General features: G+C 71.6%; 15 protein-coding genes and 1 pseudogene. 14 read left to right on the top strand and 2 right to left on the bottom strand.

Features of this window, described 5'->3' with window-relative positions:
• The first annotated feature begins 4 nt into the window (after nt 1–4).
• The 10 genes and pseudogenes from FB388_RS12545 to FB388_RS12590 all read left to right on the top strand — a co-directional run bounded on the left by FB388_RS12545 (nt 5) and on the right by FB388_RS12590 (nt 7433).
• The gene (locus FB388_RS12545) at nt 5–1222 is read left to right on the top strand and encodes a cytochrome P450 (protein ID WP_142100554.1); all 1218 of its coding nucleotides are present in this window, start codon (nt 5–7) and stop codon (nt 1220–1222) included.
• An 8-nt stretch (nt 1223–1230) separates the two neighbouring features.
• Nucleotides 1231–2577: an MFS transporter gene (locus tag FB388_RS12550; protein WP_142100557.1), complete on the top strand. Its 1347-nt coding sequence runs from the start codon at nt 1231–1233 to the stop codon at nt 2575–2577.
• A complete protein-coding gene (locus tag FB388_RS12555) occupies nt 2574–3701 on the top strand; it encodes a cupin domain-containing protein (RefSeq protein ID WP_211361876.1) in 1128 nt (375 codons plus the stop codon). Before FB388_RS12550 ends, FB388_RS12555 begins: the two co-directional genes overlap by 4 nt.
• Entirely contained in the window at nt 3698–4909 is a 1212-nt protein-coding gene (locus tag FB388_RS12560; protein ID WP_142100559.1) for a cytochrome P450, read from the top strand. The genes FB388_RS12555 and FB388_RS12560 overlap by 4 nt, the downstream gene beginning before the upstream one ends.
• Before the next feature lie 3 nt (nt 4910–4912).
• The gene (locus FB388_RS12565; RefSeq protein WP_142100561.1) at nt 4913–5116 is read left to right on the top strand and encodes a ferredoxin; all 204 of its coding nucleotides are present in this window, start codon (nt 4913–4915) and stop codon (nt 5114–5116) included.
• Between the two features lie 59 nt (nt 5117–5175).
• Nucleotides 5176–5963, top strand: a pseudogene (locus FB388_RS40380) (NAD(P)/FAD-dependent oxidoreductase); the annotation flags it as partial.
• A 120-nt stretch (nt 5964–6083) separates the two neighbouring features.
• A complete protein-coding gene (locus FB388_RS40385; RefSeq protein ID WP_281290416.1) occupies nt 6084–6305 on the top strand; it encodes an oxidoreductase C-terminal domain-containing protein in 222 nt (73 codons plus the stop codon).
• A complete protein-coding gene (locus tag FB388_RS12580) occupies nt 6302–6730 on the top strand; it encodes a hypothetical protein (protein WP_142100565.1) in 429 nt (142 codons plus the stop codon). Before FB388_RS40385 ends, FB388_RS12580 begins: the two co-directional genes overlap by 4 nt.
• Nucleotides 6727–7257 carry a flavin reductase family protein gene (locus tag FB388_RS12585; protein WP_142100567.1) on the top strand — a complete coding sequence of 177 codons (531 nt, stop codon included), beginning with the start codon at nt 6727–6729 and terminating at the stop codon, nt 7255–7257. Before FB388_RS12580 ends, FB388_RS12585 begins: the two co-directional genes overlap by 4 nt.
• Complete coding sequence (locus tag FB388_RS12590) at nt 7254–7433, top strand: hypothetical protein (RefSeq protein ID WP_142100570.1); 180 nt, start codon at nt 7254–7256, stop codon at nt 7431–7433. Before FB388_RS12585 ends, FB388_RS12590 begins: the two co-directional genes overlap by 4 nt.
• On the opposite strand, the gene FB388_RS12595 is transcribed toward FB388_RS12590, so the two are convergent.
• On the bottom strand, nt 7414–8322 hold the full coding sequence (locus FB388_RS12595; protein ID WP_170225589.1) for an endonuclease/exonuclease/phosphatase family protein: 909 nt from the start codon (nt 8320–8322) through the stop codon (nt 7414–7416). The two genes, FB388_RS12590 and FB388_RS12595, sit on opposite strands and share 20 nt — an antisense overlap.
• Nucleotides 8323–9068: 746 nt before the next feature.
• Between FB388_RS12595 and FB388_RS12600 the strand changes: the two genes are divergently transcribed.
• Genes FB388_RS12600 through FB388_RS12615 form a run of 4 tightly spaced genes read left to right on the top strand, consistent with a single transcriptional unit; the run spans nt 9069 to nt 11305 of the window.
• Nucleotides 9069–10037: a phosphotransferase family protein gene (locus tag FB388_RS12600; RefSeq protein ID WP_142100574.1), complete on the top strand. Its 969-nt coding sequence runs from the start codon at nt 9069–9071 to the stop codon at nt 10035–10037.
• Nucleotides 10038–10093: 56 nt separating this feature from the next.
• Complete coding sequence (locus FB388_RS12605; protein ID WP_281290395.1) at nt 10094–10438, top strand: transposase; 345 nt, start codon at nt 10094–10096, stop codon at nt 10436–10438.
• 52 nt (nt 10439–10490) lie between these two features.
• Nucleotides 10491–10823 (top strand): ArsR/SmtB family transcription factor, encoded by a 333-nt coding sequence (locus FB388_RS12610; RefSeq protein ID WP_142100580.1) that lies wholly within the window; start codon nt 10491–10493, stop codon nt 10821–10823.
• The gene (locus FB388_RS12615) at nt 10820–11305 is read left to right on the top strand and encodes an SRPBCC family protein (RefSeq protein ID WP_142100582.1); all 486 of its coding nucleotides are present in this window, start codon (nt 10820–10822) and stop codon (nt 11303–11305) included. The genes FB388_RS12610 and FB388_RS12615 overlap by 4 nt, the downstream gene beginning before the upstream one ends.
• A 384-nt stretch (nt 11306–11689) precedes the next feature.
• On the opposite strand, the gene FB388_RS41050 is transcribed toward FB388_RS12615, so the two are convergent.
• Entirely contained in the window at nt 11690–12178 is a 489-nt protein-coding gene (locus tag FB388_RS41050; RefSeq protein ID WP_342787893.1) for a YegP family protein, read from the bottom strand.
• Nucleotides 12179–12197: the final 19 nt, after the last annotated feature.

Below are 12197 nucleotides of genomic sequence, written 5' to 3' on the forward strand. Positions count from 1 at the left end.
GACAATGACGACCGCCCCCACCACCGCGCCCGATCCGCTCGCTGCCTTCTCCGATCCTGGCTGGCTGTCCGGCGACCGGACCGAGGTCTACCGGACGCTCCGGGAGGACTTCCCCGTCCTCCAGGCCGGCCCGGCCCGCGTCGTGTCCCGCTACGCCGATGCGGAGACCGTGCTGCGGAATCCCACGGGCCGGATGCAGCCACCCGGCCGGGACCTGCCCGAGTGGTTCCCGGCCGGCGCCGCGGCCCGCCGGTTGCGGGCCAACATGGTGCAGACCGACGGCGAGGTGCACCGGCGGCTCCGCGGGGCCGTCGCGCCGCTGTTCACCGCCCGTCGGTCGGAGGAGCTGCGGGCCGCCGCGGCGGCCGAGGTGGCCTCGGAGCTGGACCGGGTCCTGTCCGCCGGGCAGCCGTTCGACGCCGTCGCCGAGCTGGCCGCCCGCATCCCCCGCGGGGTGCTGCGCCTGCTCATCGGCATGCCGGACGAGGACTGGGCTCTCATGCTGGACACCCAGGTCGACTTCCTGATGATCTTTTCGCCGTTCCCGCTCGAGCCGGCGCAGCAGGCCCGCCTCGACGAGGTCTCGCAGTTCTACTTCGACTACTTCGACGGGTTCCTCGGTCGGACGACCCGGCCGACGCCCCTGGTCGAGCGGTTGCTCGCTGCGGAGTCGGACGGCCGGCTCAGCCACGACGAGGTGCTCTCGCTGATGCACACCGTGCTCGATGCCGGTTTCGAGACGACCCGGACGTCCATCGCCAACCTCGTCGAGTACCTCGCCGAGCGCCCAGAGCTCCTCGATACCGCTCGCCGCAACCCGGCGACCCAGGTCGGCATCCGCGAGGAGCTGCTGCGGCTGCGGGCGCCGGTGCAGGTGGCGAATCGCATCCCGGCGGAGGACGTCGTCGCCTCCAACGGCACGGTGCTCCCCGCCGGCGAGCAGGTGCTGGTCGTCATCGGTGCCGCCAACACCGATGACCGGGCTTTCCCCGAGCCCGACCGGATGGACCCGCACCGGCAGAACGCCGCCCAGCATCTCGCGTTCGGAATGGGGCTGCACCACTGCCTCGGAGCGCCGCTCGCGCGGATCCAGCTCGCCGAGACGCTGGCGGGCCTCGCCGAGAGGGTGGGCGCGATCCGCGCCGACGGAGGCGCCCCCCGCTTCCCATCGCTGATCTTCCCCTCCCTGGCCTCACTGCCCGTCCGGTTCAGCTCGCGGTGAGGGCCGAGATGTCCGCGCCCACCGCCCCTCCGAGCGCCCGTCGGGTCGCGCTCGCCGGTCTCGTCGGGACCACGATCGAGTGGTACGACTTCTTCATCTACGGCACGGCCGCCGCGCTGGTGTTCGGGCCGCAGTTCTTCCCGGGCGCTTCGCCGGTCGCCGGCACCCTGGCCGCGCTGTCGACGTTCGCGATCGGGTTCGTCGCCCGCCCGGTGGGCGGCGCTCTCATGGGCCACTTCGGGGACCGGATCGGCCGCCGCAGCATGCTGGTGCTGTCGCTGCTCGTGATGGGCCTCGGAACGCTGGTGATCGGCCTCCTGCCGACCTATGCGTCGATCGGCGTGGCGGCCCCGGTCCTGCTGGTGGTGCTCCGCTTCGTCCAGGGACTGGGTGTCGGCGGCGAATGGGGCGGCGCGACGCTGCTCGCACTGGAGCACGCCCCGCCCGGACGGCGCACCCTCTACAGCTCGTTCCCACAGGTCGGGCTGCCGTTGGGAGTCGTGCTGGCGAGCGTGGTGTTCCTCGCGGTCCGGCTCGCCGCCGACGACGCGGCGTTCGCCGGCTGGGCCTGGCGCATCCCGTTCCTGGCCAGCGCCCTGCTGGTCGCCTTCGGGTTGGTCCTGCGGCTGCGGCTGGACGAGAGCCCCGAGTTCGAGCAGGTGCGCAGCCGGCGCGCGGTGCGCCGTTCGCCACTGCTCGACGTGCTCCGCCGACCGCGGACGCTCCTGCCCGCGGCCGGGCTGAACATCCTGGCCTCGGCGGTCGGCAACATCGTGCTGGTCTTCACCCTGACCTACGTCGCGACGCGCGGGCTCGTGCCCTCGTCCACGATGCTCGCGGTCACCGTCGCCACTGCGCTGGTCTGGGCGGCAGCGATCCCCCTCTCCGCTGTGCTGGCGCAGCGGTACGGACGACGTCCGGTGATCGTCGTCGCCGTCGTCGTGCTGACGTTGTGGGCCTTCCCGTACTTCTGGCTCGTCGACACCGGCTCTGTCACGGGTGTCGTACTCGCCTGCACCGTCGGCGGAGCCGGCATCGGCCTCGCGACCGGCCCGTACGGCGCCTTCATCGCCGAAGCGTTCCCCGCAGCGGTCCGCTACAGCGGCTCGTCGGTCGCGTACGCCATCGGTGGCGTCCTCGGCGGGGCACTCGCCCCGATCGTCGCGACCGTCCTGCTGTCGGCCACCGGCGGCTCGACCGCTGTCTCCGCCTACCTCGTCGGCCTCGGCATCGTCAGCCTGGCCGCCACCCTCGCACTCCGCAGCCCGCACGTGGCCGCGGAGGAGGAGAGCCCCACCCCGGTGGCGGCACCCGCTGCGGCGCCGGCACCCCTGCCCGATGGGAGAACGTCATGAGCATCACCGAGATCCGCCCCGCCGCCACCACCCGCATGGTCGACGTGAGCGGCAACCCGGCACCGACTCCGCAGGCCTGGGCGCCGCTCAAGGTCACCCGCGCCGAGATCGAGGCCGAGATCGAGCGCCTCGCCCGGTCCCCGCGGCCTGCCAACGGCCGTCGCGCGGCCCGCATCGTGCACCCCTCGGCGACCGACCCCGGCCTCGGCCTCGCGCCGGGGGTGTCCGTCACCATCGAGGTGCTCAACCCTGGCGAGGAGACCATCCCACTGCGCGAGAACGCCCATCGCGTCGAGATCGGCATCCGCGGCAGCGGCGGCATCGAGGCCGCCGACACCACCATCGACCTCGCCCACCTGGACGTCGTGAACCTGCCGGCCATGAAGCCCTTCCGGTTCCGCAACACCTCCCCGGACGTCTGGGCGCGGCTGAGCTACTCCAACGCGCCGCTGCTCGAACGGCTCGGCGTGCACTACGGCGAGGACCTGCCGGACTCGTGGCAGCCGTCGACGGCCGCTGCCCGGTCCGAGGGCGCGGATACGGCCTACACCCGCCGGACCGCCCCCGACCTCCCGATCGGCGACACCGGCGCCCGCCTGCGCGGCTACGAGTTCCTCGTCGACATCGAGGTCGTCGAGTCGCACCCGCTGCACTGGCCGTGGGAGCAGGTCCGCGCCCATCTGTCGCAGGTGGCCGGGGACGGGAAGCGCACGATCATGGCGCTCTACAACCCGGCGACCGGGCGGCGCCAGGGCGCCACGCACAACTTCTTCGTCACGGCCACCCTCATGCCGCCCGGCCGGCCCGCCCGTCCGCGCGGGCGGGGCCACCGGCACTCGTCGGTCGCGATCAACTACCACTTCTCGGGCTCCGGTGTCAGCACGGTCGACGGGCAGGACATCGCCTGGGAGGCGGGCGACCTGCTGCTCTCGGCCCCCGGCTGGCTCGAGCACGCGCACTACGAGGGCCCGGACGGTCTCGGCGTCTACACCGTGCAGGACCACCCGCTGCAGATCGGGATGGATTCGCTGGTCTGGCAGGAGGACATGAACGGCCCCGTGCTCGCGCTCGGCTCCGAGGCCGGCCAGACCGGGTACGTCGGGCCCCGCGAGGCCGGGCGGTGACCGCCGTGTCCCCGCCCGGACCGTCCGCGGCCGAGATCGACTTCGACCCCTACGACCCGGCGATGACCGAGCCGACGGTGTGGGAGGCCTATCGGAGCGCAAGCGCCTGCCCGGTGACCCGATCGCCGCGGCGAGGCGGGTTCTGGATGCTCACCCGGTACGAGGACGTGCGCGCGGCACTTCGCGACCCCGCGACGTTCTCCTCTGCGTCCGGGCACCGCATTCCGACCGACGGCACCCAGCGGGCGATCCCGATCGACTTCGACCCGCCGCTGCACACCGCCTACCGGCGCCTGATGACCGAGGCGCTGTCGCCCGGCCGGGTGCGGACGCTGCGTCCGTTCCTCGAACGGACGATCACCGATCTCGTCGACGCCTTCGCCGCCCGCGGTGGCGGTGACTTCGTCGAACAGGTCGCGCTACCGCTCCCGCTGGAGGTGCTCACCGAGCTCGTCGGGTTCACACCGGCGACGGTGCGCGAGTTCCGCGCGCTCACCGAGGAGATGTGGGCGGGCCTCGCCGCCGGCGGCGAGGAGGTCGACTTCGCCGGCGCCCGCCGCCGGATCTACGAGCTCATGCGGCGCGAGCTCGCCGGCCACCGCGCCGCCCGCCCGGACGACTACGTGACCACCCTCCTCGACGCACAGGTCGACGGCCGCCCGCTCGTCGAGGACGAGCAGGTCAGCGTGCTCGCGACGTTCGCCGTCGCGGGACACGAGACCACGATGAACGCCGCCAGCACGCTGGTGCACCTGCTCGTCGAGGACCCCGGTCTCCAGGATCGGCTGCGCGCCGACCCCACCCGGGCGCCGGGATACGTCGAGGAGATGCTGCGCCTGCGCAGCCCGGCGCAGAACTTCGCCCGCCGCGCCACCCGCCCCGTCGAAGTGGCGGGCACGCCGATCCCTGAGGGCGACGCGGTCCTGCTGTCGTTCGCCGCGGCCAACCGCGACCCGGAGCGCTTTCCGGACCCGGACCGCTTCGACCCGGATCGGGACGCGCGCGGCCACCTCGGCTTCGGCTGGGGCGTCCACCAGTGCCTGGGCGCGGCGCTCGCCCGCTCCGAGCTGGCGATCCTGCTCACCACCCTCTGCCGGCACCCGCGGCTGCGCCCCGACGGACCGGCCGATTGGAGCGGGCTACAGGGCGGCAACCACCTCGGCCCCACCGCTCTGCCGGTCCGTTTCGAGACGGTCGGGAAGGGCTGACCATTGCCATACCGCATCGAGATCGACGAGAGCGCGTGCAACGGCTACGGCAACTGCGTGGTCGCTGCGCCGGAGGTCTTCGACCTGGACCCGGTGACCGGGATCGCGACGGTCCTCGCCGGGCACCCGGACGACGCCGACGACGCCGCGGTCGCCGAGGCGGAGGCGGACTGCCCGGCGCGGGCGATCCGCCTCAGCCGGCCGTGAGCCGCATCGGCCGGGGACCGCTCGTCGTCGCCGGCGGGTCGGTCGCCGGCGTCCGCGTGGTGCACGCGCTGCGGGCGGTCGGGTACGACGAGCGGATCGTCCTCGTCGACCGCGAGGACGGGCTGCCCTACGACAAGCCCGCGCTCTCGAAGGGTGTCCTCACGGGCGAGGAGCCACAGCCGCCCCCGCTCCTCACCGCCGACGGCCTCCGTGCTCTCGCCGTCGAGCACCTGCCCGCGACGGAGCTGACCCGCCTGGACCTGCACGCCCGCCGCCTCGATCTCGACGGCGGAGCCCGCCTCGGGTTCGACCGGCTGGTCATCGCGACGGGGTCGCACCCGCGGCGGCTCCCCGCGCTCGACGGGATGCCGGGGGTGCATCACCTCGGCACCCGCGCGGACGCCCACGCCCTGCGCGCCGAGCTCGCCGGCGCGGCGCGAGTGGCGATCGTCGGCGGCGGGTTCGTCGGTTGCGAGGTCGCGGCGGCGGCCCGCGAGCGCGGGCTGGACGTCACGATCGTCGAGGCCGGTCCGCGGCTGCTCGGCCGCGTCGCCCGGCGGCCGTGTCGGCAGCCGTTCTCGGCCTGCACGCCGACCACGGGACGAGGGTCGTCTGCGGGCGCGCGGTCGTCGGCTACCGCGGCAGCCCCCGGGTCGAGGCACTCGAACTGGACGACGGCGCCGTCCTGCCCGTCGACCTGGTCGTCGTCGGCATCGGCAGTGCCCCGGCGACCGGCTGGCTCGGCGACTCGGGACTCGACGAGGGCGACGGCGTGCGATGCGGGCCCGGCCTCGCCGCCGAAGGCGTCGACGGGGTGTGGGCCGTCGGGGACGTGGCGCGATGGGCCGATGTCCGCAGCGGCCACCACGTGCGTACCGAGCACTGGACGACCGCCCGGGAACAGGCCGCCTACGTCGCGCGCGCCATCACCAGCGGGGTTGCCGGCCCGTTCACGACCACGGGATACGTGTGGTCCGACCAGTACGACGTGCGCATCCAGCACGTCGGAGCCCGGGGGACGGCGACCGGCGAGGTCGCGACCGGCGACGGGCACGGGCGGCTGTTCCTGCACCGGGACGACGGCGAGGTCGTCGGTGCCACGGCGCTCAACGCCCCGCGCGACCTGCTCGCCGTGCGTCGCGCGCTGACCGCCGGCGGGACGACACCGCAGAAGGGACACGTCGCATGATCACCACGGTTCTCGCAGATGATCCCGGCCTCGCCGGGCTTGCCACCGCATTCGCGACAGCGCTCACCGGGCGTGCCCCCGACGAGGTGCGCCAGCCCTGGGAGGCCGGCGCGCCGGGCGCTGTCCGTCCCGACGTCGTCGTCGCGGCGAGCCGCGCCGACGCCGGAAGGCCTACGGCGCACGTTCACCCCGACCTGTCCGGCGCCCTCGCGTTCGCGCTGGTCGTCGGTGGGGCGGGCAGCACGGGCGGCTGGCCGCTGGTGGCAGCCCTCGTGGCGGCGGGTGCCCGCTGCCCGGCCCCGGTGCTGCACGTCGCGGGACCTCCCCAGGATCCGGCCGCCGCGATCGCGTGCTACTGCCGGTACTGGCGACCGGCCGTGACAGCGCTGGTCGCGGCCGGCCGCGACAGGAGGCCGGCCGCATGACCACCGCCGGTGTGCCGCCCGCCGACGCGCTGCGGCGTGCGTTCGGCACGTTCCCGACGGGGGTCGTCGCGGTCTGCGGGCTCGACGGCACCGTGCCCGTCGGCATGGCGGCCAGCACCTTCGTGCCGGTGTCGCTCGACCCGCCGCTCATCGCGGTCTGCCTGCAGCGCACCTCGCGCACGTGGCCCGTCCTGCGCACGCTGCCGGTGCTGGGCGTGAGCGTGCTCGCCGGCGGACACGCCGCGGCGGCTCGCGCGCTGGCGGCCCGGGAGGGCGACCGCTTCGCCGGACTGCAGACGGCGATCACCGGGGACGGCGCGCTACACGTCGCGGGCAGCCCTGCCGTGTTCGTCTGCACGCTCGAGCGCGAAGCCGACGCCGGCGACCACGTGATCGCACTCCTACGCGTCGGGCGGGTCGAGGCCCGGCCCGACATCGCCCCGCTCGTGTTCCACCGCAGCAGCTTCGCCCAGATCGCCGCCCAGCTCACCACCGACCCCGACCGCCGGAGGGCGCGACCAGCATGACGGCCGACCCGATGTCCTACGAGCCGCTGACCCCGACGGTCTACCTCGACCGAGCCGCCGCGGCCCACGGCGACCGCATCGGCGTGATCGACGGGGAGCAGCGGTGGACCTACGCGCAGCTGCACGACCGCAGCGCCCGAGGGCCCCGCGGTCGTGCTATGGCGTGCTGGGAGTGAGGTTGACGAGTAGGCCGGGGTGTTCGGTATCGATGCGCAGCTCGATCGGCCGGGAGTTGTCGACGACGTACTCGGGGGTCGCCACGACGTGCATCACCCCGCCGTCGTTGGCGGCCGCGGAATCGGCCGGGAAGCAGGACCCGAGGGCCTGGCGGTCGCGGGATGAGATGTTCAGGTCACCCCCCAGCACCAGCGGCGGCGCCCCGTCCCGCGCGCGCCTCTCCGCGATGACCGTGTCGAGCAGGTACGTGCACTGGCCGACCGTGACCTCCCGATCGGTGTAGGCCAGGTGCGTGGTGCAGACGGCGACTGTCGGGGTGGCGGCGACGTCCAGGCACAGCCATGCCCGCTCCTCGGGGTCTTCCGGGTCCTGGATCGGGTAGATCCCGCTGTCTGCGGAGGACCCGGGCACCGACGGCCACCGGGACACGATGCCGATGCCGTACCGCTGGCCGTTGGCGCAGCGGTAGTCGTCGCCGGTGTTCCGGTCACGCGCCGCCTGGAATGCGGACCCGACCGTGCCGCCGGGCACGGCATTGGCGAGAGCCCGCTCAAGGGTCGGCATGTCGCCGTCACAGACCTCGTTCAGGGTGACCAGGTCGGGCTTCTCGATGCTGATCACCGAGGCGCCTTCCTCGATCGATCGGCCGTTGGAGAAGCACTGGGCGATGCCGCTGTTGCACAGGTTCAGCTGCAGCACCCGCACCGGCGCGGGCGGCCCGGCGTCCGCGGGCGTCGTCGGCGAGGATTCGACTGCATTCACTCCGGCCGGCTGCGGCTGGGGTCCCGCCGCGTTCACCCCGGTCGCCATCCCGGTGCACCCGGCGAGACTCACGATCAGGCAGCTGGTGATCGCCACCCACAGCCCTTGGTACGACCGCCCGGCCATGCCTGGTCCCCCATCCCGAGTAGCAGTCCGATGCGGACCCACCGGCTCCTCACCTATCCTCTCGAAACGGGGCTGGCGGTCGCGGGGTTCACCGGTAGCGCGACCGTTCCGCCGGACGTACGGCGCGCTGCGCCGACGCTCGTGAGTGGGTAGCCGGTTCGGGTACCTCCAGCAGTCGATTGCGATCAGGACGAGTGGGTCGATCTCACCGTCCTGCGACGCTGTGGCGGGTTGGACGAGCGAGTGGATGCGCGGCGGGCGACCCCGCGACGGCTGGCGGCGGTCGGCCGACCAGCGGCAACCGGGTTCGTCCCGGCGTCGGTCAGTGCCGGAGGTCGATGGCCGACGCAGCTGAGCCAACCGTGGTGGCTGCTGTTGTTCCTGCACGCGCACATCGCCGAGTTGCGACAGGAACGCGCGCTCCACGATCCCCCTCACCCGGTCCTCATGCACGGACCCGCGACAGCCGAACCGCCCGGCCATCCGATCGAGCAGCCTGTCAGTCTCGGCCTGCCATCGCAGACGTTCTACCCTATGGCTCGCGGCCACTGCGTGATCTTCGGATGTTGACGGCGGCGGCAGCTCCAGGAACTACGGTGAGCACGATTCGTACCCTCCCGACCGGCGTAGGCGCGCCGATCTTCCTTGATCGCCTCAAGATCGCCGGAAGGGTACGCCCCCGGTAATCCAGAGATTCCAATCATTGCTCCCGGAAGGTCATAGGTTCTCAGGCATGGACAGAGACGATGCGACCCACCAAAGATGAGCCGACCGGCAGCGACTGGAGAGAGAGCAGATTCTTCCAACGTCGGCCCTCCACGGATGCTCTCGCCTGGGCTGCGGCGTCTATAGGCGAGGGCAGTCGCATCGTCGGGCATCGCCGATTGACCGGTGGCGTCAACTCTGCCGTCCATCGCTTGACGGTTGAGCGACACGACACACGAACCACTGTGGTATTGCGGCAGTACCCGCCGGGCGAGGCGGCGCTTCGGGCCGCCATGGAGAAGGAAATCGTCAACTTGAACGTGGTGGCAGGAAGCGGGCTTCCGGTGCCGAGGATTCTGGCGGCTGATGTTGCCGGCGTTGCCACGAAGGGTGCGCCCTCTCTGCTGATGACACGGTTACCTGGCCGCGTTCACCTGAACCCGGCGGAGCACGGGTCGTGGATAGCGAGGATCGCAGAGTTCGCCGCCCTACTGCATTCCGTCGACCTTCCAGCGCCGACTTTTCGGCCTTGGACTGACTCGTGGATCGCACCTCTTGGTCGTTTTCGTGTGCCAGACGGCGCGCAGCGGCCTGAAGTGTGGAAGGCAGCCTTCAATGTCATGGAAGCACTACCACCTAAGGATGGTGACGTCTTCCTGCACTGCGACTACCTACCTGTCAATCTGCTTTGGTCGCGCGGCAAAATCACGGGACTCACCGACTGGAATGGAATTCACCGAGGATCTCGTGCCATCGACGTCGGACAGTGTCGGCGATACCTGACTTCACTTTATTCGCCTGATTGGGCCGAGCGACTCCGGTTGCTGTACGAATCAATCGCGGGCGTAACTCTCGACCCGTGGTGGGACTTGTACACCCTGCTTCACCATGATGACAACGGACCCAAGTTGATTCGCCGCCAGGTTGCAGGGCGCCGCCCAGTCGATGTGTCTGGCATGACGGCTCGTGTCGAGGTCGCCGTAGAGAAGGCGCTGCAGCGCCTCGGTTGATACTGCAATGGCGGTCCGTGGGCCATGGGGGTCGGTGGACGCGGCGGCGGTAGTGGTTGGCGCAGACATGGTGCTGCGCTGAAGACGGGTTCGCGACCAAGCCGGAACTCGGTGTCGCGATGCTCAACCGCGCGTCCTGGGCCGAAGCCCTGACCGGCAGATCGTGGGTGACCGCGGACGAGGCCTACGGCCAGAACCCCGCCTTCCGGGACTGGATGACCGCACGGGAGATCCGGTTCGTGCTGGCCACCCGCCACGACGACCTGCCGATCAGCCGGGACGGGCAGCACCGGCCGGCGAAGGTGCTGGCCACCATCGCCGGCGTCGGACCCGACGGTCAGGCCGGCGTGGGCTGGGAACGACGATCGATCGGACCGGGGAGATCGACTCGCAACACTTAGGGGTTGACCTAAGTGATGTCCGGCCCGCACACTTAGGCGTGTGCCTAAGCGAATGGGCGAGGCGGTGGATCTGGGCGGCGTGTTCCACGCGCTGTCGGACCCCACCCGTCGCCGGGTCGTCGAACGCCTCGGGCAGGGGCCCGCGACGACCAGCGACCTGGCCCGCTCTTTCGACATGGCGCTGCCGTCGTTCACCCAGCACCTGGGCGTCCTGGAGCGCTCCGGCCTGGTGACGTCGGAGAAGAAGGGGCGCGTGCGGACCTATCGGCTTGCGCCCCAGCCGCTCGAGGACATGGCGTCCTGGCTCGCTGCCCAGCGCGCCCTGTGGACCCGGCGCCTCGACCAACTCGATGCTTTTCTCTACGACCTGAAGGAGCAGCAATGACCGTCTACACCGTCGACCCCGAGCTCGACCTCGTGCTGGAGCGCAACGTCGACGTCGCACCCGAGCTGGTCTGGCGGGCCTGGACCACTCCCGAGCTGCTCGTGCAGTGGTTCGCCCCGAAGCCCTGGACCACCACGTCCTGCGAGATGGACCTGCAGCCTGGTGGCAGGTGCAACACCACCATGCGCTCGCCCGAGGGCGACGAGTACCCGAACACGGGCTGCATCCTGGCGGTCGAGGAGGGAACCCGGCTGGTCTTCACCTCGGCTATGGGCGAAGGCTTCCGCCCGCAGATCGTCGAGGGCGGCTTCCCGTTCACCGCCGTGATCAGCATCGAGCCCGACGGCAACGGCGGCACGAAGTACACCGCCACGGCGATCCACGCCGACTCATCGGCGAAGAAGCAGCACGAGGAGATGGGCTTCATCGAGGGCTGGGGCGCGGCGCTGGACCAGCTGGTCGAGGTCGCGAAGTCCCTCTAGCGCTCCGGTCGCGGTCGCGGAGACCATGATCAGCGGTTGGGTGCACGGGCGGCCACATGGAGGCTGTTGCCCAAGTGCGTGTGTGCCTGGCGCGAGGGCACCGGTGTGCCGGTCGAACCGCCGCGGGTCAGCGAGCGTACCCGTGCACGGCTCCCTCGCCGATTGCGCTGTAGCCAAAGCGCAGGTGAGGGCGGCGTTCTTCCTGCGCATTTCCCGGGACCGCATCGGCGACGGGCTCGGCGTCGAGTAGGGCCGCGCGGTGCCTGTGGGCGAGTCACCCAGGTCCTGGCCGAGCAGGACGAGATCCGCCTCGTGCGACGGGCATTGTTGGCGATGGCGAGCGGGATGGAACCCAGCTAGCTGCGCGCGCTGTCTTGCCGTGGATCAGCCTTCAGTGCTGGTGGAGCGAGCCGCGATTCTGCTAGGGGAGTCAGTCCTCCGGTGGCTAGCTCTCGGTCTCGACGATGGGGCGCCGTCGGCCGCTCGCTGGACCGACTCGCAGCCCTTCAGCGCGGCTGCTCTGGTCTCGTAGGCCTCGCCCGTCGCGACGACCTGACCGTTTGACGCCTTTGGTCGGAAGCGGTATTTGCCGGCGCGGTCCTTGTACACCTCGAACTTGCCCGCCATGCGTGGCCCTCCAGGTGAGAGGTGATCAAAGTCTGGCTGAGAGTGTCGACCGCGATCTCGGGGAGCACCCCTCGAACGGGTGGCCTTGCGGTGTCCGGCGGGGTGGAGGCTCAGCGCCGGCGATGCTGGTCGGGACCCTGATCTGGGCTGCTGGTTCTCGCTCCGGCTGTCGTTTGCCGGCGATCTAGCTCGTGTCGCCTGCGGTGCTGATCGAGCTGCGGCTTGAAGCCGCGGCGATCGCCGCATCCGAACCCTTGCGACGGCA

The sequence above is a fragment of the Pseudonocardia cypriaca genome, from assembly GCF_006717045.1.
GTDB classification, from domain to species: Bacteria; Actinomycetota; Actinomycetes; order Mycobacteriales; family Pseudonocardiaceae; genus Pseudonocardia; species Pseudonocardia cypriaca.

Coding starts and splice junctions, on each gene's coding strand:
- FB388_RS12550 (WP_142100557.1), top strand. CDS start 1,231: ATGTCCGCGCCCACCGCCCCTCCGAGCGCCCGTCGGGTCGCGCTCGCC.
- FB388_RS12590 (WP_142100570.1), top strand. CDS start 7,254: ATGACGGCCGACCCGATGTCCTACGAGCCGCTGACCCCGACGGTCTAC.
- FB388_RS12600 (WP_142100574.1), top strand. CDS start 9,069: ATGCGACCCACCAAAGATGAGCCGACCGGCAGCGACTGGAGAGAGAGC.
- FB388_RS12555 (WP_211361876.1), top strand. CDS start 2,574: ATGAGCATCACCGAGATCCGCCCCGCCGCCACCACCCGCATGGTCGAC.
- FB388_RS12545 (WP_142100554.1), top strand. CDS start 5: ATGACGACCGCCCCCACCACCGCGCCCGATCCGCTCGCTGCCTTCTCC.
- FB388_RS41050 (WP_342787893.1), bottom strand. CDS start 12,178: ATGCGGCGATCGCCGCGGCTTCAAGCCGCAGCTCGATCAGCACCGCAG.
- FB388_RS12585 (WP_142100567.1), top strand. CDS start 6,727: ATGACCACCGCCGGTGTGCCGCCCGCCGACGCGCTGCGGCGTGCGTTC.
- FB388_RS12610 (WP_142100580.1), top strand. CDS start 10,491: ATGGGCGAGGCGGTGGATCTGGGCGGCGTGTTCCACGCGCTGTCGGAC.
- FB388_RS12595 (WP_170225589.1), bottom strand. CDS start 8,322: ATGGCCGGGCGGTCGTACCAAGGGCTGTGGGTGGCGATCACCAGCTGC.
- FB388_RS12580 (WP_142100565.1), top strand. CDS start 6,302: ATGATCACCACGGTTCTCGCAGATGATCCCGGCCTCGCCGGGCTTGCC.
- FB388_RS12615 (WP_142100582.1), top strand. CDS start 10,820: ATGACCGTCTACACCGTCGACCCCGAGCTCGACCTCGTGCTGGAGCGC.